We start from the raw sequence: 23,048 nt of genomic DNA, 5'->3' as shown, positions 1-23,048 counted from the left end.
ACTCAAAGCTCCATACGTGGAGCTTTGTTTATTTGGTTTCTAACAAATTGACCTGTTCAACCTGTACGTCATTCATGGTTTCACCATGTATGAGTAATTGGTCAAAGTAGTCAGCGACCACTTTAAATTGTTCAGTTGTACTTTCCACTTTGTACATGTTCTGGCGAAATTCATTACTTGAACGTAAACCTTTGGTGTACCAAGCAATATGTTTACGTGCAATTCGGCAGCCAGAGTATTCCCCGTAAAATGTGTACAGTTCAGCAAGATGTCCAAGTAGAATTTCTTTTACTTCTTGAATGCTTGGCGCTGTCAAATGTTCACCTGTCTCCAAATAATGTGCGATTTCACGAAAAATCCATGGACGCCCTTGCGCAGCGCGACCAATCATAATTGCATCTGCACCAGTATAATCGAGCACGTATTTGGCTTTTTCTGGACTATCAATATCCCCATTGGCAACCACTGGTATACGAATCAGCTGTTTTACTTCTTTAATCAAATCATAACGAGCCGTATTCAAATACATGTCTTCACGGGTCCGCCCATGCAATGCTAACGCAGCAATACCCGCCTCTTCCGCTCGTTTCGCTACACGCAAGATATTTTCATGGCCATTCAAAAAACCCAAACGCGTTTTAAGTGTTACAGGTACATCAACTGCAGCAACAACTTCATCCAAAATTCGAGCCACCAAGTCTTCGTCTTTTAAAAGTGCAGAACCCGCCAGCTTATTACAGACTTTCTTGGCAGGGCACCCCATATTGATGTCCACAATTTGAGCACCATTTGAAACCTGATATCGTGCAGCTTCCGCTAACTCTTTGGGATCTGATCCTGCAATTTGTGCTGAAATCGGTGCCAATTCACCATCAAAGTTAGCACGATATAAGCTTTTTTTACTCATCCGTAATGTTTGATCTGATGTCATCATTTCACTGACAGCATGGCCTGCACCAAAGTATTTACAGAGTGTGCGAAATGGACGATCTGTTACGCCTGCCATCGGAGCGACCCAAAGTTTCTTACCTATTGGTTTATCAAACAATTCTTTAATTACATTGTTTTGACTCAATTTCTTTAACCTCGTTTAACTTCTTTGAATCGCTTTTTATTGACTTCTAGCAGCTTCCTATTTGCACCGCTTAAAAGTTATGGTGCAAATCACATGGGTACGGTTACTAAACGTCAATAAAAGATGGAACTATACGTTATCGTGCTCAAGTACGTGTGCAACGAGAAAGCTACCCTATTTATAAAGTCTCAAAAACTTTTAGCAAAAAATCATTAGCAGACGAATGGATTAAACGTACTGAAGCTGAAATAGAGCTGAATCCAAAAAAGATGCTCAATCCTCAAGAGAAGTTAAAGCATGCAACTTTGGCTGACTTTATTAAGAGATACCTTGAAGAGGCAGATAATTTTGCTCGAACAAAAACATGGTCACTAAATAACATCGCTAGTTTAGAGATTTCAGAGAAAAATATCTATTCATTAACTCGCCAAGATTTTGCTGATTTTGCAATTACTCGACGTAAAGGTGATCCTTTAAAAGGTACTGAAGGGGTTGCTCCTTCCACAGCATTAAAAGATTTAAGCCATATTAAGGCAGTGTTGATCCATGTTGAACATGTTTGGGGTGCGCCTTTAGAAGAAGACGTTGTTGAATATGACAAAGCGCTAACAGGTTTACGAAAATCAAGAATCGTCACTAAGTCTAAGACTCGTGACCGATTACCAACCTTTGAAGAGCTTCAGGCATTAACAACGCATTTTTACAAAAACTGGAAGCATAAACTAAATCTGTACCTATGCATCTGATCATTTGGTTTGCAATCTACTCAGGACTTCAGGAAGATGAAATTTGTTCTTTGCGATTAGCTGATTACGATCGTCACAATACACAATGGTTGGTTCGAGATGCTACCCCCCCGAAGGGTCTGAGGGTAACCATAAGTACGCGCACCTTGAAACTAAAGCAATCGATTTAGTAAATAAATTCTTGGATAAAGAAACCAGATTAAGAATGTTAGGCCTTGGGCGTAGTGAAGCATTACTTGTACCAATAAATACAGCTACGGTTTCAACTTACTTTACAAGAGCATGCTCTCATCTTGGTATTGAGGGGTTACGCTTTCATGACTTAAGGCACAAGGCTGCAACGCGATATGCTGAAGATGGATTTTCTATTCCAAAACTTCAAACCATTACTCTTCATGAGTCTTGGAACACATTATAAAGGTATGTGAATCTCAAAAAACGAGGTGAATATAGATTAGATTTTGCTGAAGCTATGGCAAATGCTGAATCTGACTATGGTAATCATTATAGAGAATGGAATAAGAAACAACGTAATCTTTCAGAGATGGATGTATTCGAAGCGCACGACTTAAGCCAGAATAGCGAAATTAAAGTACCTTTCACATTTATTTACACTCAGCTTAATCAATTTATTGAGCATCATAAACAAAGCAAATTTTTTATTCGAAAGCATGTAAAAAAATTACAAACCCCTCACCCTTTTTTATGGAACACAGACAAGCAGGAATTCTATATTTCTGAAATTCAAATTGCATGGGAAGATTGGTTTGTGGAAAATGGCGATGTCAATTGGTTTGAACTTCCAGCTGAGTCTTCTCATTTTAGCTTTAAGCAAAATAAGGTGATTCTACTTTATAAAAATCGTGTATTAGAGTTTGATCAAGAATTAAATGCATGGCTGGACATTTCAGATAATTATTATTTTGATGATCATTACCATATTGAAAAAACAACTACAACAAGAGGAAATAATGCTCAAGATTAGTAAATTCATAACGATTCTAGTCGTATTTTTTTCAATATCAAATTTAGCACAAGCTAAACAAACACTTTACTTTCCTAAAAATGATTTAGGATGGGAGGATTTTGATATTGATTATATTTCACACAATAAGTTGGGTGAAAAGACATCAAATAGCGAATTTGATAGGAGAATTAAAGCCCAAATTGTTAAATTTAAATCACATCACGAAGGGGCTTTGTTGCACAAAGATTTGAAATGCAAAGCGCCCCTAATTGAGCCAAATTTAAGGCGTAACTTGGGTAAGTGGTCGACCTAATTCCGTAAATCTGTTAAGGACTGCTACACGTGCATGGATCTCATTCACTTGGCTATCAAAACTCCTTGCACTGAGTTTATCTCCTAATAATTTGATGCAATGCATCTTAGTTTCAACCAAACTTCGCCGATGATAGCCTGACCATTTTTTCCATAGTGTCCTGCCTAAACGTTTAATTGTTCGAAGTAATTCATTTCGCTCTAGCGAGCTACTCTTTGTATCTTTCCATTGTTTCGCATTTTTTCTAGGTGGAATCACCGCATGCCCTTGCCGATCTGCAATGACCTGACGGCATTGCTTGGTGTCATAAGCTCCATCGGTATAAACAGAGTCAATCCGCTCATCTTGTGGAATCTGATTAAGTAAATCACCAAGCACCTGTGAATCACTGACATTATTGGTTGTAAGCTGAACTGCTCGTATTTGCAGGGTTTTAGCATCTATACCAATATGAAGTTTACGCCATTGGCGACGATATTCAGGTCCATGTTTCTTGCGTTTCCATTCGCCCTCACCTAGAAACTTCATGCCTGTAGAGTCCATGAGTAGATGCAGCCCATCGCTACTTTTTTGGTAGCTGATTACAATATCAATATGCTTTTGTCTTCTACAAAGCGTGGTGTAATCTGGAGCTATCCAATTTAATCCGCAAAGTTTAATCAGACTTTGCACAAAGCCAGTGACCATACGTAAAGACAGACGGAATAAGGATTTAATCATTAAGCAGCATTGGATGGCTGCGTCGGAGTAGGTTTGATTTCGCCCTTGTTTGCCTTTTGATGGCGCATACCATTGCGTAGCAGGATCAAACCAAATGGCAATATTTCCGCGACTCATGAGTGCTCGGTTATATGCGGGCCAATTGGTTGTGCGGTAGATTTTGTGTGTAGGCTTCTTCATTTGAAAATTATATCGCTGAAAAACCCTTTACAGATAGGTTTGTGCAACAAAGCCCTTTATTGTACAAAGTTATCCTTCAAAATTTATTTGGCAAGACCAGATTCATTGGCCTTTCGATCATCTATTTAACATAATTGAGCTTATACGAAAGCCCTCACCTAAAGGCTTTCTCAATTCACACACCTCATACAAACCGTGACATTCAACCTTGGTTTAAGTAATGCCCAACGTAAAGCTTCACGCATTTCGTATGAGGTGTATTATATTAATTTTAGGAATTCTTAACTTAATTATTTCACATACTGCCAAACATCAGGATCAATATAGTTCTCATTGATATGATAGCCCTGTGCCATGGCTTCTTTTTCATCAATTTCTCTTGATTTTTTATTTCTTATCAACTCATTTTTAAATGCTTGCTCTAACTCTTTTGATGTCATTTTATAAGTATCAATATTATTCTCTGAATCATCCATTGAATTTCTTTCATCATAGCGAATTGTATTTAAAGCATAACGAACTATATATTGCTCTTTACCGTCTTCAGTTTTTAGGGTTTGTTTTATGCTTAGATCCAAAAGGATACCATTGGCATATAACCGATAGCCGATCGAGTTTCCACCAGTTGTACTAATTATTTTTCGCCATTCGTCATAAGTGAAGATGTAACTTGGGTCAATTACATCATGTCCTTCCATTAAATATCGAATATTGTCTTCTTTTGCTATTCGTGCAGAAAAACGATAAAAATAATTTTTCCACCCTGCCTGATTTATTCGTTTCATTAGATCAACATAGGCTTGGTAGGCTTGTTCTGGATTAACAAATTCCTCTTTATTTAATCCTGCATTAATATCAAGGCCTTGAATGCCATCTTCTTTATGAAAAGACGTACCTAAAACCGAGAAAACATGCTCTATGACTAAAATATTTTCACCATTTTCAACTTTAATCTTACCTAAGTTGGGTGGTGTAAAATCTAATTCTCGAAAACCAGCACCAGAAGGATGTTGATCAACCTGTCCTTCATTATATTGAGCAAAATCTTTAAAACCTTGTTGACCAAAGTGTAAAATATAAGGCTGTTGATTCATGGCTTTTTTCTCTGTATTTTTTGTGTTTGGTTGGCATCCTAAAAGTAGCCATCCGAAAGTTAAGGCGAGGACAAAATTGAAATAGTTAAATTTTTCCATCATTACTATCCTTGCCAACAGTAAAATCTGCCTTACTCTTGCCCCATTCTGCAATAACCCCCAACTCTTTTTCCAAGAATTGACGTCCTTTGTCACTAAGCATCAAACGATGGTATTTTTCTGCTGCTTTCTGAATCCACTCCATACGGCTATCATAATTTTCGACTTTAGTGTTTGCTAAGGGTTCACTGTATACTGTTTCGGGTAAATTACCGAGTACACCTGCATGTCGCCCCTGATATTCTCTTTCTTCCATGCTTTTTATATTATAAGAACTCGGCAAAATACTTTTCGATTTTCTAACAGGCTTAACGCTCTCAACGAAATAATCGCTCGATAGTACTAAAGTACTATCAGGTAAGCGTGTAAAACTTTGTACAGTTGCTTGAGCTTGTACCTTCCAGTCTTTCCATACCAACTCTTGTAAAATATTTCTTTGCTCTTGTACTGCTATCTCCAGAAGGTGATCAAAAAGATTACTCCTAGACAATCTAAATCTATTTTGTCTTGATTCATTCTTTTTTTTAAATACATTTTCAATTTTTGGCAAATACCCAAAAGCTCGTGTTATTTCAGGCGTACTTTGTAAGTGTTTAATAATCGGTAAACAACTTGACCAAGGCACATTTCTAACTTCTTCTTTGATATGCGTAAAGTTTGATACATTACGCTGCGCTCTACACTGACGAAAAGATGCTGAAGACATGCTCCAAGCATAATGCCACGGTGCAATATCCATAAATAACCATAAGTTACCTTTTGCAAAAGTATGTACAGGATCACGAATTACACCTAATGGAATCCATTTATATCCCCATGCTGTCAATCCATGTTTAAATATGGCAGCCACTGTTTTGGAAGCAAATGCACCCAAGCCCATCCAATAATAACGACCAATTAAATCTTTTTTTCCATGATTTTCTTGTTCAAGATAAATTTTGGCATAGACTGAAGCAATGCGTCTTGCCCTAGCCTCGTATCCTGGTTCTAATTTATATAAATTTTTTCTTTTATCTTGTAAATTAGAAACACGCATCATAGCTTCTTGTTGTTGAACTTCCCAAAAAGTTAAACAATCACACTGTGCTGATTTACAACTATTTTCTGTTGTATTTGTATTACTTTCCCAATCCAAACTTCCCACTATTCATCACCTTCATTCGGTTCAATGTCTAACTTCATCCAATTTAAATCAAGCTTTAAGCTTTCTTCTTGTAAAGAGTTTATTCGTTTAGATCGACCTTTATTATCCGCTATGGCTGTCAGTTCATCAGAACCATTGGAAATTTTATAATCAGCACTTTTAAATGGCTCACCAGAAGGTAATAACATTTGAAATTTTTCGTTATAAGGCTCGTAAGCTGGTAGCCCCTTAATATTTACTCCTACTTCGGCCCCACTTTTAAAAAGGTGCTGTCCAGCTTTTGCCTCAAACTTTCCTGGCGTAATGACTGTAATACCATTTTTATTAATAATGATTTGCGAACCGCCCGCCATAAGTTGACCTATATTATTTAATTAGTTAATCAAAGAAATTAAGCTCAAAATTGGCTTAATATAAAAAACGAATACTTCAATGTTTTTTAATTTAGATATGACTTTCATCATTTCCCTTCAGCTGAAGGATAGCATCGTTATTACGGCAGATAAAAAAGAGGTTGTCATAAATGAAGAAGAAATAGACAGTTTTAACGAACATCATACATTAAAACTTCATGCTTGGGATAATGGAGTGATTACTGGGACAGGGGAAAGCTCTGTAATTCATCGTTCCATAGCCCTTTTCAAAAAAGTAGCTCATTCAAATATTCACAAACTACCTCAATGCTTAGAGATATCAAGACAAATCAAGGAGTTAGAAATAGGGAGGTATCATTATCAGGTCGAGAATACCAAAATCCTTTGTAGCAGCTATAGTGAAAATGGAGCCCAACTTTATAAGATAGAGCGTTTTGATAACGCACAACCTTATACATTCACAGCTATTGAACCGATGGATATCACGGTATGGATGTTTGACCCCAATATTGAATTGATTTCCACAGATCTCCAGAATCTTTATACTGATTTAAAGGACTACGCAGCATTTTCTAATCAAGCAGAATGGATCAATTACTATATCAACCGTCTAGCTCCGATTTACCAAAAGCAAAGCCAGCAAGATTTACTGATGAGTCAGAGCTTTGATTTCTTTTTTCAAGCGAAGAATGAATACATTATTGGCCATGTACCAAATACTCAAAATTCAATCCTAGAATTTAAGGAAATTTCTTCTAATTTTGAGTCTATTTAACATAATGGTGCTTATACGAAACTTATTTTGAATTTTTTTTGTTTTTTCATGCAGTTAAAAAGATTTAACTATCCTCAAAAATAGCAAAAAGCCGACTTAGAAACAAGTCGGCTGCTTTTTAAGCACAATTTTCACTTTTTGATAATAAAACCGATTTAAAAACACTCGGAATTTCATTTTTTCTAATTTCTCTGGGCTTTGTTGCACAAACCTATCTCTAAAGGCTTATTCCACAATATAATTTTCAAATGAATAAGCCTACACCTAAAATTTATCGTACAACCAATTGGTCTTCATATAACCGAGCACTCATTAATCGTGGAAATATTGCCATTTGGTTTGATCCTACTACGCAATGGTATGCTCAACCAAAAAGTAAACAAGGTCGAAATCAAACCTATTCTGATGTAGCTATTCAGTGTTGTTTGATGATCAAATCTTTATTTCGATTATCTTTGCGTATGGTCACTGGCTTTGTTCAAAGTCTCATTCATCTGTGTGGTCTAGATTGGACAGCTCCAGATTATTCCACCATTTGTAGAAGACAAAAGCATATTGATATTCAAATTAGCTATGAAAAGAGTTGTAATGGACTGCATCTACTCGTCGATTCCACGGGCTTGAAGTTTTTAGGTGAAGGTGAATGGAAGCGTAAAAAACATCAGCCTGAATATCGTCGACAATGGCGCAAGCTTCATATTGGCATTGATGCTGAAACACTTCAAATACGGGCAGTTCAACTCACAACCAACAATGTGAGTGATTCACAGATGCTTAGTGATTTACTCGATCAGATTCCACAAGATGAACAACTGCATTCCGTATATACCGATGGAGCTTATGATACCAAGCAGTGCAGACAGGCCATTGCGGATCGGCAAGCACAAGCAGTGATTCCACCAAGAAAAAATGCGAAGCCATGGAAAGATAAAAAAATAGGCTCGCTAGAACGCAATGAGTTGCTTCGAACAGTTAAGCATTTAGGAAGAACTATTTGGAAGAAATGGTCAGGCTATCATCGCCGAAGTTTAGTTGAAACCAAGATGCATTGCATTAAATTATTGGGGGATAAACTCAGTGCGAGAAACTTTCAAAGCCAAGTCAATGAGATTCATGCACGTGTGGCAGTATTAAATAAATTTACGGACTTAGGCAGACCACATACCCGAGTTGTCACTTAAATTTGTGTGGATATGGGAAATCTTAACTTTTAAATCTTTGTGCAACAAAGCCATTTCTCTCTGTGAGGTTAGCTAGAAGTATTACCCATCGAATTTGGCAATAAGATGAAGGTTAGCAACTTATCTATCTTTATTCTTAATATTAATTTTTTCTATCTTCCAAATGAGACTCTCTTATCTCTTGTTTTAATCTTTCATTCTCAAAAACAGACCTTATTCCTTTAACTGCAAATTTTAATTTCAAAAATCCAAGTGAACCGTACCGAGATTGTAGGAGACACATTTTCTTGAGAGAATGTCGCTATGACAAGATTAAAATACACCGCAGAAATCAAAGAACGAGCAGTACGTTTGCTGCTTGAATCTGAACAAGATTATCCTTCTACTTGGGCTGCAATTACAGCTATTGCTCCTAAAATCGGTTGTACCCCTGAAACTTTGCGTGCTTGGCATCAAAAACATAAACAACTACAGAATCCAGCCGTAGTGCAACTTCTGTCAGATCAACAGCGTATCAAACAACTAGAACGTGAAAACAAAGAGCTACAACGAGCCAATGAAATTCTTCGTAAGGCAGCTGCTTTTTTCGCACAGGCGGAGTTAGGCCGCCCACACAAATAATGGTTGATTTCATTCGTGATCATAAAGCCCTGTATGGTGTTGAAGCGATTTGTCAAATATTGCCAATTGCCTCATCCACTTACTATCGCCAGCTTGATCTAGTACAGAACCCTGAAAAGCGTTCGAAACGAGATTTACACGATCAACATTATGCTGAGCAAATTAAGTTAATTTGGCAAGAGAGCCATGGGCGTTATGGCATTCGTAAAGTTTGGCAACAACTTAAACAAGAAGGATATTCTATTGCCCTCTGCACGGTAACACGCTTGATGAAACAACTTGAAATACAAGGTGTATGGCGTGGTAAGAATAAGCGTACGACACATCATGATGATCAGCAAAAAAGAGCTGATGATTTAGTTAAGCGTGATTTCACAGCTCAACATCCCAACAACCTTTGGGTCGCTGACTTTACCTATATTCAGACTCATTCTGGGTGGGTATATACGGCATTTATCATTGATGTGTTCTCACGAGCAATCGTTGGTTGGAAAGTTTCCACCCGAATGAATACCGATATGGTACTTCATGCCCTTGAGCATGCACTCAATAGTCGGGGTATGCCTAAGAATGTGATTCATCATAGTGACCGAGGGGTGCAGTATCTTTCAATCCGCTATACTCAGCGATTGGAAACTGCGAACTTAAGAGCCTCTGTAGGAACAACGGGAGACTCGTATGATAATGCACTGGCTGAAACAGTGAATGGTTTATATAAAACGGAGGTGATTGAATATTTGAAATCTGATTGGTTAGGCTTAGCTGATGTTGAATTAGCTACATTGAATTGGGTAGACTGGTTTAACAAAAAGCGGCTACATAGTTCTATTGGCTATGTTTCACCATTTGAGTTTGAAAATATGTACTATGATAAAATCAACACCTTAGATTGTGTTGCATAACTTAAATAAACTGTCTCCGATATAGTCGGTACGGTTCAAAGAGTAATCAATATTATACCGAGAGGGATCCCCACAAGTGTTATACAAAAAAGAATGCCCATGAATATAAGTAATATACCTAATGCCTTAACACCTATAGTTGCAAACTTCTCAGCGGTATTGATTGTTTTTTTCTCAAAATCAATATTTTTTTGAATTAATTGGTCTGTCTTTTTCATATTAATGGTTATTGAAAAACAAAATAATAAGCAACTATATACCACATTTTCAAGAACTTTAGTAAGTCAGTTATCTAGAAATAGTGAAAAGTAGTATAGGTTTTTAGTCATCAATAATGTTTAGTCCTATTTAATATTTTTTGACTTCTTATCTTTTAAGCTAATCAGAAATAGCCCATAACATAAGTCTGGAAATACGGCCATAAAGATAGTCCAAATATCTGTATACATCTTCCACCACTCTTTCGAAATTTCTCCCGTATACCCCCATCCCATAAGAATAAAAAAGACTACGCCCTACAAAAACCACAAAAATCGAATATAGACTGTATTCACGATTAATTATGATGGTGAACAATGCTGAAAACAAAAGTAATGTTATAGGATGGACTAAATTTGCCTAGGAGAGTGGTGGCAGTCCATAGACGGAATAAAGGAGATGCCATAAATGGGAGCAGCAAAAAAATAGAAGACCCTTTTGACACGCTTTTGTTGCTCCAAATGAAGTACCGAAAGCCAGTGGTAGCCATCGAAGAATTGCTTCCTGACTACTTACCTCATCTATCACTGGTTCAAGCAAATAAGCGTGCAAATAAATGGGATTTACCTTTTCCTGTCTTTAAGCCAGATGGTAAATATTCACCTTGGTGCGCCCACCTGAGCGATGTTGCATTATGGTTGACAAGCATTCAGCAAGAGGGTAAAAAAGATTGGACAGCAATGCATAGCTAAAACGCTAAATTATTGATTAAAATCATGAGTGGTTGCACCGCATTTGCACCTTGCATCACTCAAAATGTCCTAAATTATTGTTTATTATAATTATTCAAAAACTATCTGTCCCACCTACCATAGGAGCCACAATCAAATTATTTGACAATTGATACGGACCAATATACATATGAATTCATCACTTTTTCGACCGGCCCAGTATACTGCATCTACACTTTCGGCTCATCTTTTATCATGTGTTCTGTGACTATGAAATACTCATAATATAAAAAAGCCAGACGAATCTAAGAGGTAACCATCAGATAACCTCTAAATCACATCATTTTTTAAAAAGCATACTTTTTAAGACATTATCTTTGAAAATGAAGTGGTGAATCAATGCCGCGCAGGCATGTAAACCCACGAGTACAATAAAGAGATTCCCTAAAAATTGATGCGCATCTGCAATAGAGTCACTCCCCCAAACAGTGCTCAAAAGCGGTAAATTTAACGATAAAACTTTGAAATTATCAGTAAAACTCGATAATGTCATCCACCCCGCAATTGGAACAATACATAAGCTTAAGTAAAGGAAAAATCTGACCGTTTTAAATAACATTATCTGGTAAGAATTAATTATTTCAGTTTTAGGAATACTTTTTCTATACAGAAAAACAAAACTCAATCTCAAGAAAAATAAAATAAATATTAAAATCCCACCTGCAACATGAATCTGGCCTTTCCAGTCTGTTATTGTGGGATCACCTGCAGTCAGATATACCATTGCAACTAAAGCAAAGGTAATCCAATGCATGATTATTATAGGTTTTGGATAGTTATTCTTCATCGCTTTTCCTAAGTTTTAAATATTTTTATAAAACGGAGCTGTTAAAAAAAAGCTTAAACGAAAAATGTAAAGAAAAATAGAATGCTCTGCTTTTTATTCAGGCTAGGCTTGACTTAAACCTTAAAAATAAATTGCCTGCCTATCCACTATTTCCAACATCTTGAAGATTAGAGTACTTTTAAATACAACATCCTTCATCGCTTCAAGTATTCCTTACATCCTTTGTAAAACTTCTGGTTGAACATTTGTGCTACATCATCTTTTCTAAACACTATGCTCTGCTACCTTTAATTTATTATGATGTATGTAGATAGCCCTAATATCCTTTAGAGTGTTCCATAAATTCATCGATAATTACATCTTCCAGTACATGGCAAAGGTAACCATATAAATAATTTTATAGACTATTGATTATATTGTATAAATCATAAACCAGCATTATTCATTAATTTAAAGTCTAATTTATGATATTAAGAAGAACAGGGAAAACAATAAAGAAACATAGTGATTCACTCCAATATGCCTCAATATTCTGAACACAAAAAATTAACAGCGACTGAATTCAATAGTTTAATGACTATGGCTATTCAGCAATCATTTAATGCGATTGTCATTACAAATGCCTGCTTTGAGAATAATGGCCCACACATCCTTTTCTGCAATCCAGCATTTTGTGAAATGACAGGTTATAGCGAAGAAGAGTTATTGGACAATCGCCCCGTATCTTACAAGGGCCTGAGACAGATCTAACCGTGATTCAGGAATTAAAAGATTGCATATCTAATGGACTATTTTTCCATAACCATACGATTAATTATCGCAAAGATAAAACACCGTACGATGTAGAGTGGAACATCTCCCCGATTAAAACTGAAACAGGTGAAATCACCCATTTTGTATCCGTTCAACGAGATATCACGGAAAAAAACGAAAGTCTTAAATATCAAGCGATGCTGGTTGCAGCAATCAATACAACACCCGATACGATAGTGATCACGGATGATCAAGCTAAAATTAAATTTATGAATCATGCCGCAGAGGAACTCTCGGGCTACACCCTAGCAGATTTAAAAGATGAACCTATCACAAAATTATATCCACATGATCAAAAGCTGATAGAACTACAAAGAATAAAAAATCAGGATATTGAAAATAAAGACCACGTATATGAAAAGCATTTCTTAGAGCTCGTTTCATCCCCTCTAAAAGACCGTAATGGCACAATTACACACAATGTGAGTATCGGTAGAAATATTAATCATCATATCGAGATCAAGAGTCAACTTGAAGAGTGGGCCAATTACGACAGTTTGACGAGCATTTTTAATCGTCGATATGGTGAACATCTTCTAGATACCATTCAAAAAGACATGTGCAATGAAGATAACTCTTGCTGCGTGTTATTGGCTGATATCGATTACTTTAAAACCATTAATGATACTCATGGTCATGCATTAGGAGATAAGGTCTTACAACAAATCATGCATGAGCTCTCCAAAAATTTGCGTAGCAAGGACACTCTCATTCGTTGGGGAGGAGACGAAATATTAATCGTATTACCAAGTATCAAACTAGATTCAGCTTTGAAAATGGCTGATCGACTACGCACAGTCATTGAATCTTGTAAGTTTCCGAGGATTGAAGAAGTGACTATGTCCTTTGGAGTAGTGACTTGGAAAAGGAAAGAGCTTAAAACAAGTGTTCTACGAAGAGCAGACGAGCAATTATATCTTGCTAAAGCAAATGGTCGTAACTGTATATTTCCACACTCAGTACTTTAAGCTAAACCCCTTATAAATCGATAAATTGCCCCAGTTAAAACTTTCTAAGCTCGATATTAAAACTCTAGATCCTAAAAGTCGCATTTTCTAACCTTGATTAAAAAATGCGACTTCATACATTTTAAAATTTATAATTTAACGCAACTACAGCAGACCTGCCGTCTCCCATATAGCCAGTTTTGTAGTTTGCAATGATGCGGGTGTAGTACTGCTCATCAAATAAATTATTAATATTTAGCGACACGCGGGTTTTCTCATTAAGATCATAAGCACCATACAAGCTTGCTACAACATAATCTTTTTGTTCCGCTTTTATTAGGTTAGGCTGAGCTCGTGTTCCCATATTGATATAATCATAGCTTGAACCATACCAGTTTAGACTCCCACCAACTCTCAATCCAGAAAGATCACCACTAAACTGGTAGTTTGTATTGAATTTAGCTGTCTGCTTTGGATTTGCGATATTAATTTTTTTGCCTTTCGCATCCTCTGTGTCATTGTATGCATATCCAAATGTAAGCGTCCATGCATCCGTAAGTTGACCTAATGCTTCAACTTCAAAGCCTTTCGTTTTAGCACCTTTCACAGCTCTATAACGCGCTTCAATGCCATTTAATCCAGTACCAGCAATTTGTTCAGCGACATTGTCTTTTTGAGCATAGAAAACTGCCGCATTGACGTCTAGATGATCATCAAAGAAGCTATTTTTTAAACCTAGCTCTGTATTACTGCCAGTAACAGGATCCAAGAAATTATCATTAGCATCTAAACTCGACTGTGGTTTAAAGATTTCGGTATAACTTGCATAAATAGTGCTAGTTGGAAAAATGTTATACGTAGCAGCCACATAAGGCACAAAAATACTAGATTGCTTTTGCTTTGAAGTCGTACTGATGAGTTGGCCTTGATTGAAGTTACGGGTTTTATAGTCAAACTACTTTATTATTCATACAGGATTCGAAAAAAACTCGAAATAACTCATCGACTGAGTCGATCAACCATTCTTTACGCTTACGTTTAACCCATGCCCACATCTGTTCTATAGGATTTAAATCAGGGCTGTATGCAGGAAGCCAAAGAATTTTATGCCCTTGTTGTTCCAATAACTCCTGAATATCTGCTCTTTTATGAAATGCTGCATTATCCATAACCACTACACTATTTTCTGGTAATGCTGGTATGAGGAATTGCTCAATCCAAAAATGAAAAACATCTGAATTGATTTTGCAGTCAAATAAACCGACTGAAAATAACTTACCCTCATGGATTGCTCCAATGGCATTGGTCTGATTCTTTAATTGCCAATTATATTGCCATAAACAGGGTACTCCTTTTCGTGAGTAGCCATGAGGTCTATAATCATGTGACTTAAAACCACTTTCATCCAGATAAATAATCGGATGGTTTTTTTCTAATTCATTCACTTGCAGAATAAATTTATCCCTAAGCTTTGTATCTGCTTTAGGATGGCTTAACGTCTTTTTTTAACTGTAATATTTAAGCGCTTTAATGCAGCACCAATAGATGAAACACCACAATTAAAACGTGCAGCACGTTCATATTGATAAGCATCAGGATACTTTTCAACATCTTCACGTAAAGCATCATCGTTAATTTTAGAAGGTTTACGTACACGAGTTTTTTTAATCTCTATACGTTTCTTCCATTCAACAATGGTATTTTTATTAATTTCAAATTGTGCAGCTACCGCTCGAATAGAATAACCTTCCTCAAGCTTAGCTAAAATTTTACGTCTAAAATGTTCTGAATAACTCATTGCACCATTGTATTAGTTTTATAATGATTTGACTATAGTCTCCCAGTCAGACATACGTCCACCGGTGAAAATCTTGAACTTGTCTGCGATGTTCCATCGTGTATTAATAAAAGTTCCAAACATTTTGGTGTCTGTTGTTTTGTCTACACCCGTTCTTTCTGGTTTGAAATCAGGAGATGCATTTCCGTAGAAATGTTCAATATCATTAATTGTATTTCCTGCTGAGTAAATAGGGTAAGTGAGTCCATATTCATTAGCTTCTCTATCCCAACCATTAAAACCAAAGACCACTTGATGTTCTCGGTTAAATAAGTCGAATAGTCCATTGACTGTTAAATCATATGTATTTTGATTCAAATCCCCTTCAGATGCCCAATGTGAATAACTTAAACCCGTGCCATCTTTGTTTAAATTTCCATTGTATGCATATGATGTTTTAGCAAATGCATCCAGATCCTGTCGACTGAATGAAAGTTTAGCCTTCCATCTGTCATTAAAATTATGGTCTAAATATACATAACTATTTTGTAATTCACGTTGCCATCTCACCCAGTTCATCGAACCAAAGTTATCTTCTGATGAAAAGTTAGTTTGACTCCCATCGCTATAAAAAATTGGTACACCGCCACCAAGACCATGAGGGTCATCATCTTGGTGATCAATACCCAAAGTAAGTTGAGTTTGATCAGTGAGTTTAGACGTTAATGATCCTGAAATCGTTGTTGTATTCTTTTCATAATAATGTTTCCCTGTTCCACCGTCAGATGTTGCAACAATCAAACGTGCGTTAAGTTTGTCATCAGCTAACAGCCCGCCACTAATATCTCCAGTAAATCTTCGCCCATCGAAAGTATCGTAACTTGCTCCAAGCTGTGCATTAAACTCTTGTGTTGGTTTTTTATGGACCATATTAATTGATGCAGAAGGCTCACCCAGCCCAGTGTTTAGGCCGTTTACCCCCTTTAAAACTTCAATGTGATCATAAATTGCTGTATCAAACACAGGCATGGCAATTACGGAACCACTAACACCTGAATAAGATGATGCAATACCATCAATTTGAATATTATCGACTGCAAACCCACGAATGTTGTAATTTGGGCGTTCGCTATCGTTATATCCAATACTTACTCCGGGTACTTGTTGCATCACGTCTGCAACAGTCGCTAAGCCTTGATCCTGCATTCTTTGCTGTGTAAAAACAGTCACTGTCTGAGGTGTTTCCTTCAATGCAATATTCATTTTGGTTGCTTGAGAAGACTTACTCTTTTTATATTTTTTACTGTTTTCCGTAGCATCCTCCCCGTCTTCAGCCTGCACCACTATAGGAGCTAAACTTGCTACTGGCTCAGATGCTGCTGCATAAAGATATGAACTAAATAAAGGAGTTGAAAGAACGATAAGCCAAATTTTATTAGGTGGGAAATACTGCATACCACAAGTTACCATTTGCAAATGAGAATCATTGTATACTAATTATCATTTATATATTCTGCACAAATAGAATATTTACACAAAATAATTGAGTGTTTATGCGCATGTTCTACATTTATAGGTTATGAGGACAGATCATGCGTATTCTCTCAAGTCCCCTAAAAATTTGTAGATTCGAAGTTTACAATCAGGTCTTGTAAGTTGCCTTCTCGTCGCGTGTAATTCGACGAGAAGTTAGTTTGAGGTATTAATCATACAAATAATTCAGATGAGTAAAATTACATGAAGGCCATTCTAGTTCCATGAGCTCTAGAATGGCCTTGCATAAAATGTTGATGCTATATGTTAAATCTTAGGAATTTAACTAAAAATGTTATCCCGATTCTTTTAGATAGAATTAAAAAGTTCTACATAACATGCTTCAGGCACCATTAGTAATTAATGGTATAACTTAGTGCAAAAGTACGACCTTCCGCTGGGATCGCTAACAATGAGTTAGCATTGGTCACTGCTGCTTGTTGGGCGAATACAGTTTTATATTGATTACCCCATAGATTATAAACACCAAAGTCCATACGGCCTTTCGCTACTGGAAAATGTGCTAATACATCCATAGTCGTATAACCTTTAATCTCTGCTGCACTGTTACTATCACTCAATCCAGCTGCTTTTAACTCTAGGTCATCTTTATAGGCTTTGTCAGTTCCTTTGATTGCAAGCATTTGAGCACGTACACCATAGCCATCTTCATTATTCCATTCTGCAAACAATGTGCCTTTCATTGGTGAAACTGCAAAAGCATTTAACTCATGCCAGTTATTGGCCACATCCTTATACTGGCCTCTTGTATACCCCAAAGTTCCACCCACCTTATAATTTTCCATAAATGGGTAACTTACTGTTGCCTCCGCACCATAAACTCGCTGATCTGTGTCGACAACATTTACAGAACGATTCGAGTTAAATTGAACGACTTTATCAGAGTTATTATAGAAACCTGTTAAGCCCAAATTTAAGCCTGTGTCTTGATTTAAGCGCCAGCCTAGTTCATAGCTATTCACAGTGATTGGAGCGATACCAGACGTGGTTAAAGTATATGCTGCAACGTCACGCAATACGCGTTGTACATCTGGATAACTATAGCCTTGAGAGAAGTTAGCATAAATTTGTTGTACATCATTTAGCTTATAAACAGCACCTAGATTAAACAGAAATTTGTCTGAATCTGTAGAGTCTGCCGCCATTAATGTATATGGCTTACGTGCAGTTAAATAGCTGTCTGTGTCTGCCTGAACATATTGGTAACGTACCCCAGCTTGAATATTAAGCTGATCAGTTACGGCATAGTCCCCTTGCACAAATGTACCAATATTCTGAATTTCAGTATCTGGTCCTGAGCCTTGTTTTTCTCCAGTTGGGGTATAAACTAAACCATTATTGCTTGGCGTGTAGTAGTCCGCCCACTGATGATCTTTTTCCCAGTCATAGTCTAAACCATAAGTTAGTTTTAAATCACGGTCAGCAACTACAAGATCAGACTGTAAAGTTGAACGAATACCTGCGTAATCCACATTGGATTGACTTTGCTTTACACTAACACCGTCAGCTGAATAACCATAAGGTACGAAGCGTGACTTCTCATTTCGATAGTATGCCTCAACATTCAGAACTTGACCTAAAAAATCCTGATTTTGGTACTGCGTATTAAAAGCATAACGTTCAGTAAAAGGCTGATTATCTAAGCTCCAACCTTTGACCGCTTTGTAAGATGGATCTGTTTTTGTGAGTAAATAAGAATAATCAGGCCCATATTCTGTATCTTGTTCATCTTTATAGTACTGAGCACCAAAACTTAAACTTTGGTTGTCAGTTAAATTAAAGTTTAAACGACCATTCACATCAATAGTATCAGTATCCATGGTGCTGCCCTGCCAAGGACTTAATGAAATACGATCCCCATTACCATCAAATTGTGAGCCACGATTGGTATAGTCTAAGCCAAAAAAACCATCAACTTTGTCATTTGCAAATGAAGCTGTTTGTCCAACTTGATAAGCCAAACTATCACCTCGGAAGTTATCTGCCGATGTCACACCCAATTTGGTTTGAAAACTGCCTGGTTCTGATTTATCAGCACGTTTAGTAATAATATTAATAATCCCGCCTGTCGCACCTGAACCATGAATACTGGTCGCACCAGAAACCACTTCAATGTGATCAATCATATTTGGGCTAATACTATTTAACTGACGCGACACATCACGAGAACCTGTTTGTGATACCCCATCAATCATCACAAGTACATTACGACCACGCATGGTTTGACCATAATTACTACTTGTTCCACTACTTGGTGCTAAAGATGGTACAAGTTGAGCCAGAATATCTGCAACTTTACGACCAGTACCCGCCTGTTGAGCAATTTCATCAGCAGAAATGGTTTGGACAGTTCCTGCAATTTCAGCAATAGTTTTGGGTGTACGTGTTGCTGTCATCACGATAGTTGGAAGTTTAGTCTCTGTTTTTTTTGCTTCAGTTAATGCTGAAGTCATATCGTTTGCATAAAGTTGAGTACAAATAGCCGTAGTGAGCAAACAAAGACTAAAGTGAGACAAGCGCATTTTTATTCCTCTTTTGTAAAATATTTTTGAGAATGATAATTATTATTAATTTCAATGTAAAACTTTTTATTATATTTTTTAATGCAGTAAATTCTATCTTTAATACGAAAAAGCAGCCTTCAGTTCAAACAGGTGTTGATCGTCATACGCTAGTATTTCTATACTTACTTTCAAAGAGCTCAAATATGATATAGCTATTATTGTCATACGGCAGAAACCAGCTATGGATTTGGTTTATAAATACTTATTTGCGGAAGACGCTTTTGGAACTCATTTAGGAGCGAATTGAGCTAGCAATATAACGAATAATAGGCAAAGGGCTGCTTTGAAAAACCAATTATTGGAAGAAATTTGGAGATTAAGAATTCCTCGTGGACAAGCTAACAATCCATAAATCAATAGCCTTCATATAGTAAAAGTGCCTAAATCCATATTTTTACAAAATATTTTTGCTAAAAAGACATTTTAGCTATGTCATTAAACTATTTATTAATAAACGTGTTCTGTGTGACATAGCCTCTGCAAATTATCTAAAATAACTGTTCTATAATTTAAATAGATTTGAGAAGGAATGATTTGGGTTGTTTAGGATATTGTAGTATTAGTCGTCACGACCAAATTAAAACTAATAACGTTCAGATCAACTTGAAAATTTTACCGCTATTTAGACTTTGGAAGAACATTTCAAAACCAGGACGAATGTCTTCGCCATCAACAGTAATATATCTTAAATTTGAATGCAACATTGTGCTGCAAGAGTTTTTATCTACAGTTGCCTGAATAGAGTATTCAGTACCGAATTGATCTTTGACAGTAACATTTTTCTTTAACATTTTTTCTATACCTATAATATTAATTCATTTAAAAAACAATATAATCAAATATTTAGTTAGGCAACTTTATAGTTAAATTTAAATAATTGATTTAAAGCGGTATAGAATGTTCTACCATCTAAATTTAAGTCTACTTCGATTCCAGACTGAAGCAGCACACGCTTACCCACTTCAATAGATTTCAATCCATCACGGGTATTTTGCATTTTATTCAGAGGAATTAGCGAGACTATAATTTCAGTACCATTTGAAGATTTAGCAATTAAGGTATTAAGTTTTTTCAATTTTCACCAGTTTTTTTCATATATTCCACCAAGGAATAAATATTTAATTAATAATTTTTAGTCATTAAAAAAGCACTGTTCAGTGCTTTTTTATATTTAATGCTTCTTATAAAGCAACAATATTTACAGCATTTGGGCCTTTTTGACCTTGCTCTATGCTGAATGACACTTGTTGGCCTTCATGCAATGTTTTGAAGCCTGAACTAGCGATTTCGCGAAAGTGAGCAAAAACATCTGGACCAGATTCTTGTTGAATGAAACCAAAGCCTTTAGTTTCATTAAACCATTTAACTGTACCGGTAACTGTAGTAGACATAATATATCCTGCTGAATTTTAATAATTTTAGTCAAAAATAAATGACTAGATGTAACTTTGAAAATAATAAAAGTGGAGCTTAATATCTGAAACAACGGAGGATTATGACTAAAACTGCGATACTTAAAGAAGATTTACTAAACATTACTTTTTTCTAGTTAGGCCAAGTATACATGAAAAAAATAAATATTCAAGTTATTTATAGCTGTCATAAATTTTAATTATATTAGGTGTTTCCTGCAATCAATTGAAACGTCCTTAAAAATAGTAGTGTAGCATCTAAAAAAAGCCCTAGTCGTGTGCTGAGCCTTAGAATAGCTTGAACCAAAATATTGAGGCTAGAGGTGAAATTTCAAACGTTTCGCATAAGGTGTACTATGTGTGTATTCTAGATAAATAAAATAGCCTTTAAATACAGTTTCTTAGGATCAATAATGAATAATAAAGTTAGATTAATCTTTTGCATCGCCCTACTCTCAAATTTGGGAGCATGTGTTGGCAATATGAACCCTACAGGCGGCAATGGTAGGCCTAATTATCCCTATTACATCACGACACAACCAATGATCGTGAAAAAGATCAATGTACCTATAGGCACAAAACTAGAATATGAAGAACAACATTTTAAATCAGGCCAACAAGATTCATTACTGAACGAAAAAAAACTCATCAGGATTTCCTTTCCAGAAGATCAATCAATGAATTGGGCTGGTGTACCCATTGGTTTTATTCACAAATATTTTAACTCAGAAAGGCTTTGTTGCACAAACCTATCTGTAAAGGGTTTTTCAGCGATATAATTTTCAAATGAAGAAGCCTACACACAAAATCTACCGCACAACCAATTGGCCCGCATATAACCGAGCACTCATGAGTCGCGGAAATATTGCCATTTGGTTTGATCCTGCTACGCAATGGTATGCGCCATCAAAAGGCAAACAAGGGCGAAATCAAACCTACTCCGACGCAGCCATCCAATGCTGCTTAATGATTAAATCCTTATTCCGTCTGTCTTTACGTATGGTCACTGGCTTTGTGCAAAGTCTGATTAAACTTTGCGGATTAAATTGGATAGCTCCAGATTACACCACGCTTTGTAGAAGACAAAAGCATATTGATATTGTAATCAGCTACCAAAAAAGTAGCGATGGGCTGCATCTACTCATGGACTCTACAGGCATGAAGTTTCTAGGTGAGGGCGAATGGAAACGCAAGAAACATGGACCTGAATATCGTCGCCAATGGCGTAAACTTCATATTGGTATAGATGCTAAAACCCTACAAATACGAGCAGTTCAGCTTACAACCAATAATGTCAGTGATTCACAGGTGCTTGGTGATTTACTTAATCAGATTCCACAAGATGAGCGGATTGACTCTGTTTATACCGATGGAGCTTATGACACCAAGCAATGCCGTCAGGTCATTGCAGATCGGCAAGGGCATGCGGTGATTCCACCTAGAAAAAATGCGAAACAATGGAAAGATACAAAGAGTAGCTCGCTAGAGCGAAATGAATTACTTCGAACAATTAAACGTTTAGGCAGGACACTATGGAAAAAATGGTCAGGCTATCATCGGCGAAGTTTGGTTGAAACTAAGATGCATTGCATCAAATTATTAGGAGATAAACTCAGTGCAAGGAGTTTTGATAGCCAAGTGAATGAAATCCATGCACGTGTAGCAGTCCTTAACAGATTTACGGAATTAGGTCGACCACTTACCCAGGTTACGCCTTAAATTTAGCTCAATTAGGGGCGCTTTGCATTTCAAATCTTTGTGCAACAAAGCCGTGATGACTTAGGCATTCGTGTTAAAAATACGGATGATTGGACATTCAATCTCAATAATATCGCCGATGTAGATAGTTGTAGTGTGAATTACCAACGATACTTTAAAGATAACGTCCAACAACAACATTATCTTGATCAGCTTTACCAAGAAATGCAAAAAGCAGGAACAGTGAAATAGCTCTTGGGTGTTCAAATAATCACAATTATGCGAAATCCCCCGCATCTAAGATTTTTAATACTCG

23 protein-coding genes, 4 pseudogenes and 1 other annotated feature are annotated in these 23,048 nt (G+C 36.5%); of the genes and pseudogenes, 11 read left to right on the top strand and 16 right to left on the bottom strand.

Annotated features, from left to right (window positions below; all coding sequences use genetic code 11):
* Nucleotides 1–28 precede the first annotated feature (28 nt).
* On the bottom strand, nucleotides 29–1,006 hold the full coding sequence (dusB, locus tag AC4MC0_RS07040; RefSeq protein ID WP_491887509.1) for a tRNA dihydrouridine synthase DusB: 978 nt from the start codon (nucleotides 1,004–1,006) through the stop codon (nucleotides 29–31).
* Nucleotides 1,007–1,168: 162 nt separating this feature from the next.
* Here dusB and AC4MC0_RS07035 point away from each other — a divergent pair.
* Nucleotides 1,169–2,806, top strand: a pseudogene (locus AC4MC0_RS07035) (tyrosine-type recombinase/integrase).
* Nucleotides 2,793–3,101, top strand: coding sequence for a hypothetical protein (locus AC4MC0_RS07030; RefSeq protein ID WP_491887417.1), 309 nt, complete (start codon nucleotides 2,793–2,795; stop codon nucleotides 3,099–3,101). The pseudogene AC4MC0_RS07035 and the gene AC4MC0_RS07030 overlap by 14 nt, the downstream one beginning before the upstream one ends.
* On the opposite strand, the gene AC4MC0_RS07025 is transcribed toward AC4MC0_RS07030, so the two are convergent.
* From AC4MC0_RS07025 to AC4MC0_RS07010, 4 genes are all read right to left on the bottom strand, one after another.
* Nucleotides 3,069–4,001, bottom strand: coding sequence for an IS5 family transposase (locus AC4MC0_RS07025; RefSeq protein WP_114392660.1), 933 nt, complete (start codon nucleotides 3,999–4,001; stop codon nucleotides 3,069–3,071). The two genes, AC4MC0_RS07030 and AC4MC0_RS07025, sit on opposite strands and share 33 nt — an antisense overlap.
* 290 nt (nucleotides 4,002–4,291) lie before the next feature.
* Complete coding sequence (locus tag AC4MC0_RS07020) at nucleotides 4,292–5,197, bottom strand: hypothetical protein (protein ID WP_171253485.1); 906 nt, start codon at nucleotides 5,195–5,197, stop codon at nucleotides 4,292–4,294.
* Complete coding sequence (locus AC4MC0_RS07015) at nucleotides 5,181–6,341, bottom strand: DUF2515 family protein (RefSeq protein ID WP_491887508.1); 1,161 nt, start codon at nucleotides 6,339–6,341, stop codon at nucleotides 5,181–5,183. Before AC4MC0_RS07015 ends, AC4MC0_RS07020 begins: the two co-directional genes overlap by 17 nt.
* A complete protein-coding gene (locus tag AC4MC0_RS07010) occupies nucleotides 6,338–6,691 on the bottom strand; it encodes a hypothetical protein (protein ID WP_491887416.1) in 354 nt (117 codons plus the stop codon). Before AC4MC0_RS07010 ends, AC4MC0_RS07015 begins: the two co-directional genes overlap by 4 nt.
* Before the next feature lie 97 nt (nucleotides 6,692–6,788).
* On the opposite strand from AC4MC0_RS07010, the gene AC4MC0_RS07005 reads away from it, so the two are divergent.
* From AC4MC0_RS07005 to AC4MC0_RS06995, 3 genes are all read left to right on the top strand, one after another.
* Nucleotides 6,789–7,487, top strand: a complete 699-nt coding sequence (locus AC4MC0_RS07005) for a hypothetical protein (protein WP_491887507.1) — start codon at nucleotides 6,789–6,791, stop codon at nucleotides 7,485–7,487.
* Nucleotides 7,488–7,735: 248 nt separating this feature from the next.
* The gene (locus AC4MC0_RS07000; RefSeq protein ID WP_491887415.1) at nucleotides 7,736–8,668 is read left to right on the top strand and encodes an IS5 family transposase; all 933 of its coding nucleotides are present in this window, start codon (nucleotides 7,736–7,738) and stop codon (nucleotides 8,666–8,668) included.
* 303 nt (nucleotides 8,669–8,971) lie between these two features.
* A protein-coding gene (locus tag AC4MC0_RS06995; RefSeq protein ID WP_491887414.1) for an IS3 family transposase occupies nucleotides 8,972–10,191 on the top strand; the annotation gives its coding sequence in 2 pieces (ribosomal slippage) (nucleotides 8,972–9,248 and nucleotides 9,248–10,191; 1,221 coding nt in all).
* Nucleotides 9,247–9,363 (top strand) — a sequence feature (AL1L pseudoknot). Its footprint overlaps the gene before it by 117 nt.
* A gap of 35 nt (nucleotides 10,192–10,226) precedes the next feature.
* On the opposite strand, the gene AC4MC0_RS06990 is transcribed toward AC4MC0_RS06995, so the two are convergent.
* Complete coding sequence (locus tag AC4MC0_RS06990) at nucleotides 10,227–10,409, bottom strand: hypothetical protein (RefSeq protein ID WP_491887413.1); 183 nt, start codon at nucleotides 10,407–10,409, stop codon at nucleotides 10,227–10,229.
* Nucleotides 10,410–10,910: 501 nt separating this feature from the next.
* Here AC4MC0_RS06990 and AC4MC0_RS06985 point away from each other — a divergent pair.
* On the top strand, nucleotides 10,911–11,141 hold the full coding sequence (locus AC4MC0_RS06985; RefSeq protein WP_491887506.1) for a pyocin activator PrtN family protein: 231 nt from the start codon (nucleotides 10,911–10,913) through the stop codon (nucleotides 11,139–11,141).
* A 103-nt stretch (nucleotides 11,142–11,244) separates the two neighbouring features.
* On the opposite strand, the pseudogene AC4MC0_RS06980 reads toward AC4MC0_RS06985, so the two are convergent.
* Nucleotides 11,245–11,310 (bottom strand): annotated as a pseudogene (locus AC4MC0_RS06980) (hypothetical protein); the annotation flags it as partial.
* Between the two features lie 150 nt (nucleotides 11,311–11,460).
* The gene (locus AC4MC0_RS06975; protein WP_336000873.1) at nucleotides 11,461–11,967 is read right to left on the bottom strand and encodes a cytochrome b; all 507 of its coding nucleotides are present in this window, start codon (nucleotides 11,965–11,967) and stop codon (nucleotides 11,461–11,463) included.
* A 579-nt stretch (nucleotides 11,968–12,546) separates the two neighbouring features.
* Between AC4MC0_RS06975 and AC4MC0_RS06970 the strand changes: the two genes are divergently transcribed.
* Both AC4MC0_RS06970 and AC4MC0_RS06965 read left to right on the top strand, forming a co-directional pair.
* Complete coding sequence (locus AC4MC0_RS06970; protein WP_491887412.1) at nucleotides 12,547–12,717, top strand: PAS domain-containing protein; 171 nt, start codon at nucleotides 12,547–12,549, stop codon at nucleotides 12,715–12,717.
* A 2-nt stretch (nucleotides 12,718–12,719) separates the two neighbouring features.
* Complete coding sequence (locus AC4MC0_RS06965) at nucleotides 12,720–13,748, top strand: sensor domain-containing diguanylate cyclase (protein ID WP_491887411.1); 1,029 nt, start codon at nucleotides 12,720–12,722, stop codon at nucleotides 13,746–13,748.
* A gap of 121 nt (nucleotides 13,749–13,869) precedes the next feature.
* Here the strand turns inward: AC4MC0_RS06965 and AC4MC0_RS06960 are convergent, their stop codons facing one another.
* From AC4MC0_RS06960 to AC4MC0_RS06925, 8 genes are all read right to left on the bottom strand, one after another.
* Nucleotides 13,870–14,643, bottom strand: coding sequence for a TonB-dependent siderophore receptor (locus tag AC4MC0_RS06960; RefSeq protein ID WP_491887505.1), 774 nt, complete (start codon nucleotides 14,641–14,643; stop codon nucleotides 13,870–13,872).
* Nucleotides 14,644–14,677: 34 nt separating this feature from the next.
* Nucleotides 14,678–15,172 (bottom strand): IS630 family transposase, encoded by a 495-nt coding sequence (locus AC4MC0_RS06955; protein ID WP_490747157.1) that lies wholly within the window; start codon nucleotides 15,170–15,172, stop codon nucleotides 14,678–14,680.
* A gap of 47 nt (nucleotides 15,173–15,219) precedes the next feature.
* Entirely contained in the window at nucleotides 15,220–15,525 is a 306-nt protein-coding gene (locus AC4MC0_RS06950) for an IS630 transposase-related protein (protein WP_000122230.1), read from the bottom strand.
* Nucleotides 15,526–15,543: 18 nt separating this feature from the next.
* Nucleotides 15,544–16,959: a TonB-dependent siderophore receptor gene (locus tag AC4MC0_RS06945; RefSeq protein ID WP_491887410.1), complete on the bottom strand. Its 1,416-nt coding sequence runs from the start codon at nucleotides 16,957–16,959 to the stop codon at nucleotides 15,544–15,546.
* 431 nt (nucleotides 16,960–17,390) lie between these two features.
* The gene (locus tag AC4MC0_RS06940; RefSeq protein ID WP_491887409.1) at nucleotides 17,391–19,580 is read right to left on the bottom strand and encodes a TonB-dependent receptor; all 2,190 of its coding nucleotides are present in this window, start codon (nucleotides 19,578–19,580) and stop codon (nucleotides 17,391–17,393) included.
* A 635-nt stretch (nucleotides 19,581–20,215) separates the two neighbouring features.
* Nucleotides 20,216–20,413 (bottom strand): hypothetical protein, encoded by a 198-nt coding sequence (locus tag AC4MC0_RS06935; protein ID WP_010326560.1) that lies wholly within the window; start codon nucleotides 20,411–20,413, stop codon nucleotides 20,216–20,218.
* Nucleotides 20,414–20,469: 56 nt separating this feature from the next.
* The gene (locus AC4MC0_RS06930) at nucleotides 20,470–20,697 is read right to left on the bottom strand and encodes a hypothetical protein (RefSeq protein ID WP_004980159.1); all 228 of its coding nucleotides are present in this window, start codon (nucleotides 20,695–20,697) and stop codon (nucleotides 20,470–20,472) included.
* A gap of 106 nt (nucleotides 20,698–20,803) precedes the next feature.
* The gene (locus tag AC4MC0_RS06925) at nucleotides 20,804–21,013 is read right to left on the bottom strand and encodes a cold-shock protein (protein WP_004693506.1); all 210 of its coding nucleotides are present in this window, start codon (nucleotides 21,011–21,013) and stop codon (nucleotides 20,804–20,806) included.
* A gap of 434 nt (nucleotides 21,014–21,447) precedes the next feature.
* On the opposite strand from AC4MC0_RS06925, the pseudogene AC4MC0_RS06920 reads away from it, so the two are divergent.
* The 3 genes and pseudogenes from AC4MC0_RS06920 to AC4MC0_RS06910 form a co-directional block, all read left to right on the top strand.
* Nucleotides 21,448–21,804: pseudogene (locus AC4MC0_RS06920) on the top strand (hypothetical protein); the annotation flags it as partial.
* A gap of 16 nt (nucleotides 21,805–21,820) precedes the next feature.
* Nucleotides 21,821–22,753: an IS5 family transposase gene (locus AC4MC0_RS06915; protein ID WP_114392660.1), complete on the top strand. Its 933-nt coding sequence runs from the start codon at nucleotides 21,821–21,823 to the stop codon at nucleotides 22,751–22,753.
* A 42-nt stretch (nucleotides 22,754–22,795) separates the two neighbouring features.
* Nucleotides 22,796–22,984: pseudogene (locus AC4MC0_RS06910) on the top strand (hypothetical protein); the annotation flags it as partial.
* Between the last annotated feature and the right edge of the window lie 64 nt (nucleotides 22,985–23,048).

The organism is Acinetobacter sp. CAU_H_S139_7 (assembly GCF_058599305.1).
This window is presented reverse-complemented; position numbering and strand designations above follow the sequence as displayed.

Bases quoted from the DNA above. Each gene is read 5' to 3' on its own strand.
- AC4MC0_RS06985 (WP_491887506.1), top strand. From the start codon at position 10,911: ATGAAGTACCGAAAGCCAGTGGTAGCCATCGAAGAATTGCTTCCTGAC.
- AC4MC0_RS07030 (WP_491887417.1), top strand. From the start codon at position 2,793: ATGCTCAAGATTAGTAAATTCATAACGATTCTAGTCGTATTTTTTTCA.
- AC4MC0_RS07005 (WP_491887507.1), top strand. From the start codon at position 6,789: ATGACTTTCATCATTTCCCTTCAGCTGAAGGATAGCATCGTTATTACG.
- AC4MC0_RS06935 (WP_010326560.1), bottom strand. From the start codon at position 20,413: ATGTTAAAGAAAAATGTTACTGTCAAAGATCAATTCGGTACTGAATAC.
- AC4MC0_RS07020 (WP_171253485.1), bottom strand. From the start codon at position 5,197: ATGATGGAAAAATTTAACTATTTCAATTTTGTCCTCGCCTTAACTTTC.
- AC4MC0_RS06975 (WP_336000873.1), bottom strand. From the start codon at position 11,967: ATGAAGAATAACTATCCAAAACCTATAATAATCATGCATTGGATTACC.
- AC4MC0_RS06950 (WP_000122230.1), bottom strand. From the start codon at position 15,525: ATGAGTTATTCAGAACATTTTAGACGTAAAATTTTAGCTAAGCTTGAG.
- AC4MC0_RS06925 (WP_004693506.1), bottom strand. From the start codon at position 21,013: ATGTCTACTACAGTTACCGGTACAGTTAAATGGTTTAATGAAACTAAA.
- AC4MC0_RS07025 (WP_114392660.1), bottom strand. From the start codon at position 4,001: ATGAAGAAGCCTACACACAAAATCTACCGCACAACCAATTGGCCCGCA.
- AC4MC0_RS06915 (WP_114392660.1), top strand. From the start codon at position 21,821: ATGAAGAAGCCTACACACAAAATCTACCGCACAACCAATTGGCCCGCA.
- AC4MC0_RS06945 (WP_491887410.1), bottom strand. From the start codon at position 16,959: ATGCAGTATTTCCCACCTAATAAAATTTGGCTTATCGTTCTTTCAACT.
- AC4MC0_RS06970 (WP_491887412.1), top strand. From the start codon at position 12,547: ATGGCTATTCAGCAATCATTTAATGCGATTGTCATTACAAATGCCTGC.
- AC4MC0_RS07000 (WP_491887415.1), top strand. From the start codon at position 7,736: ATGAATAAGCCTACACCTAAAATTTATCGTACAACCAATTGGTCTTCA.
- dusB (WP_491887509.1), bottom strand. From the start codon at position 1,006: ATGGCAGGCGTAACAGATCGTCCATTTCGCACACTCTGTAAATACTTT.
- AC4MC0_RS06940 (WP_491887409.1), bottom strand. From the start codon at position 19,580: ATGCGCTTGTCTCACTTTAGTCTTTGTTTGCTCACTACGGCTATTTGT.
- AC4MC0_RS07010 (WP_491887416.1), bottom strand. From the start codon at position 6,691: ATGGCGGGCGGTTCGCAAATCATTATTAATAAAAATGGTATTACAGTC.
- AC4MC0_RS06990 (WP_491887413.1), bottom strand. From the start codon at position 10,409: ATGAAAAAGACAGACCAATTAATTCAAAAAAATATTGATTTTGAGAAA.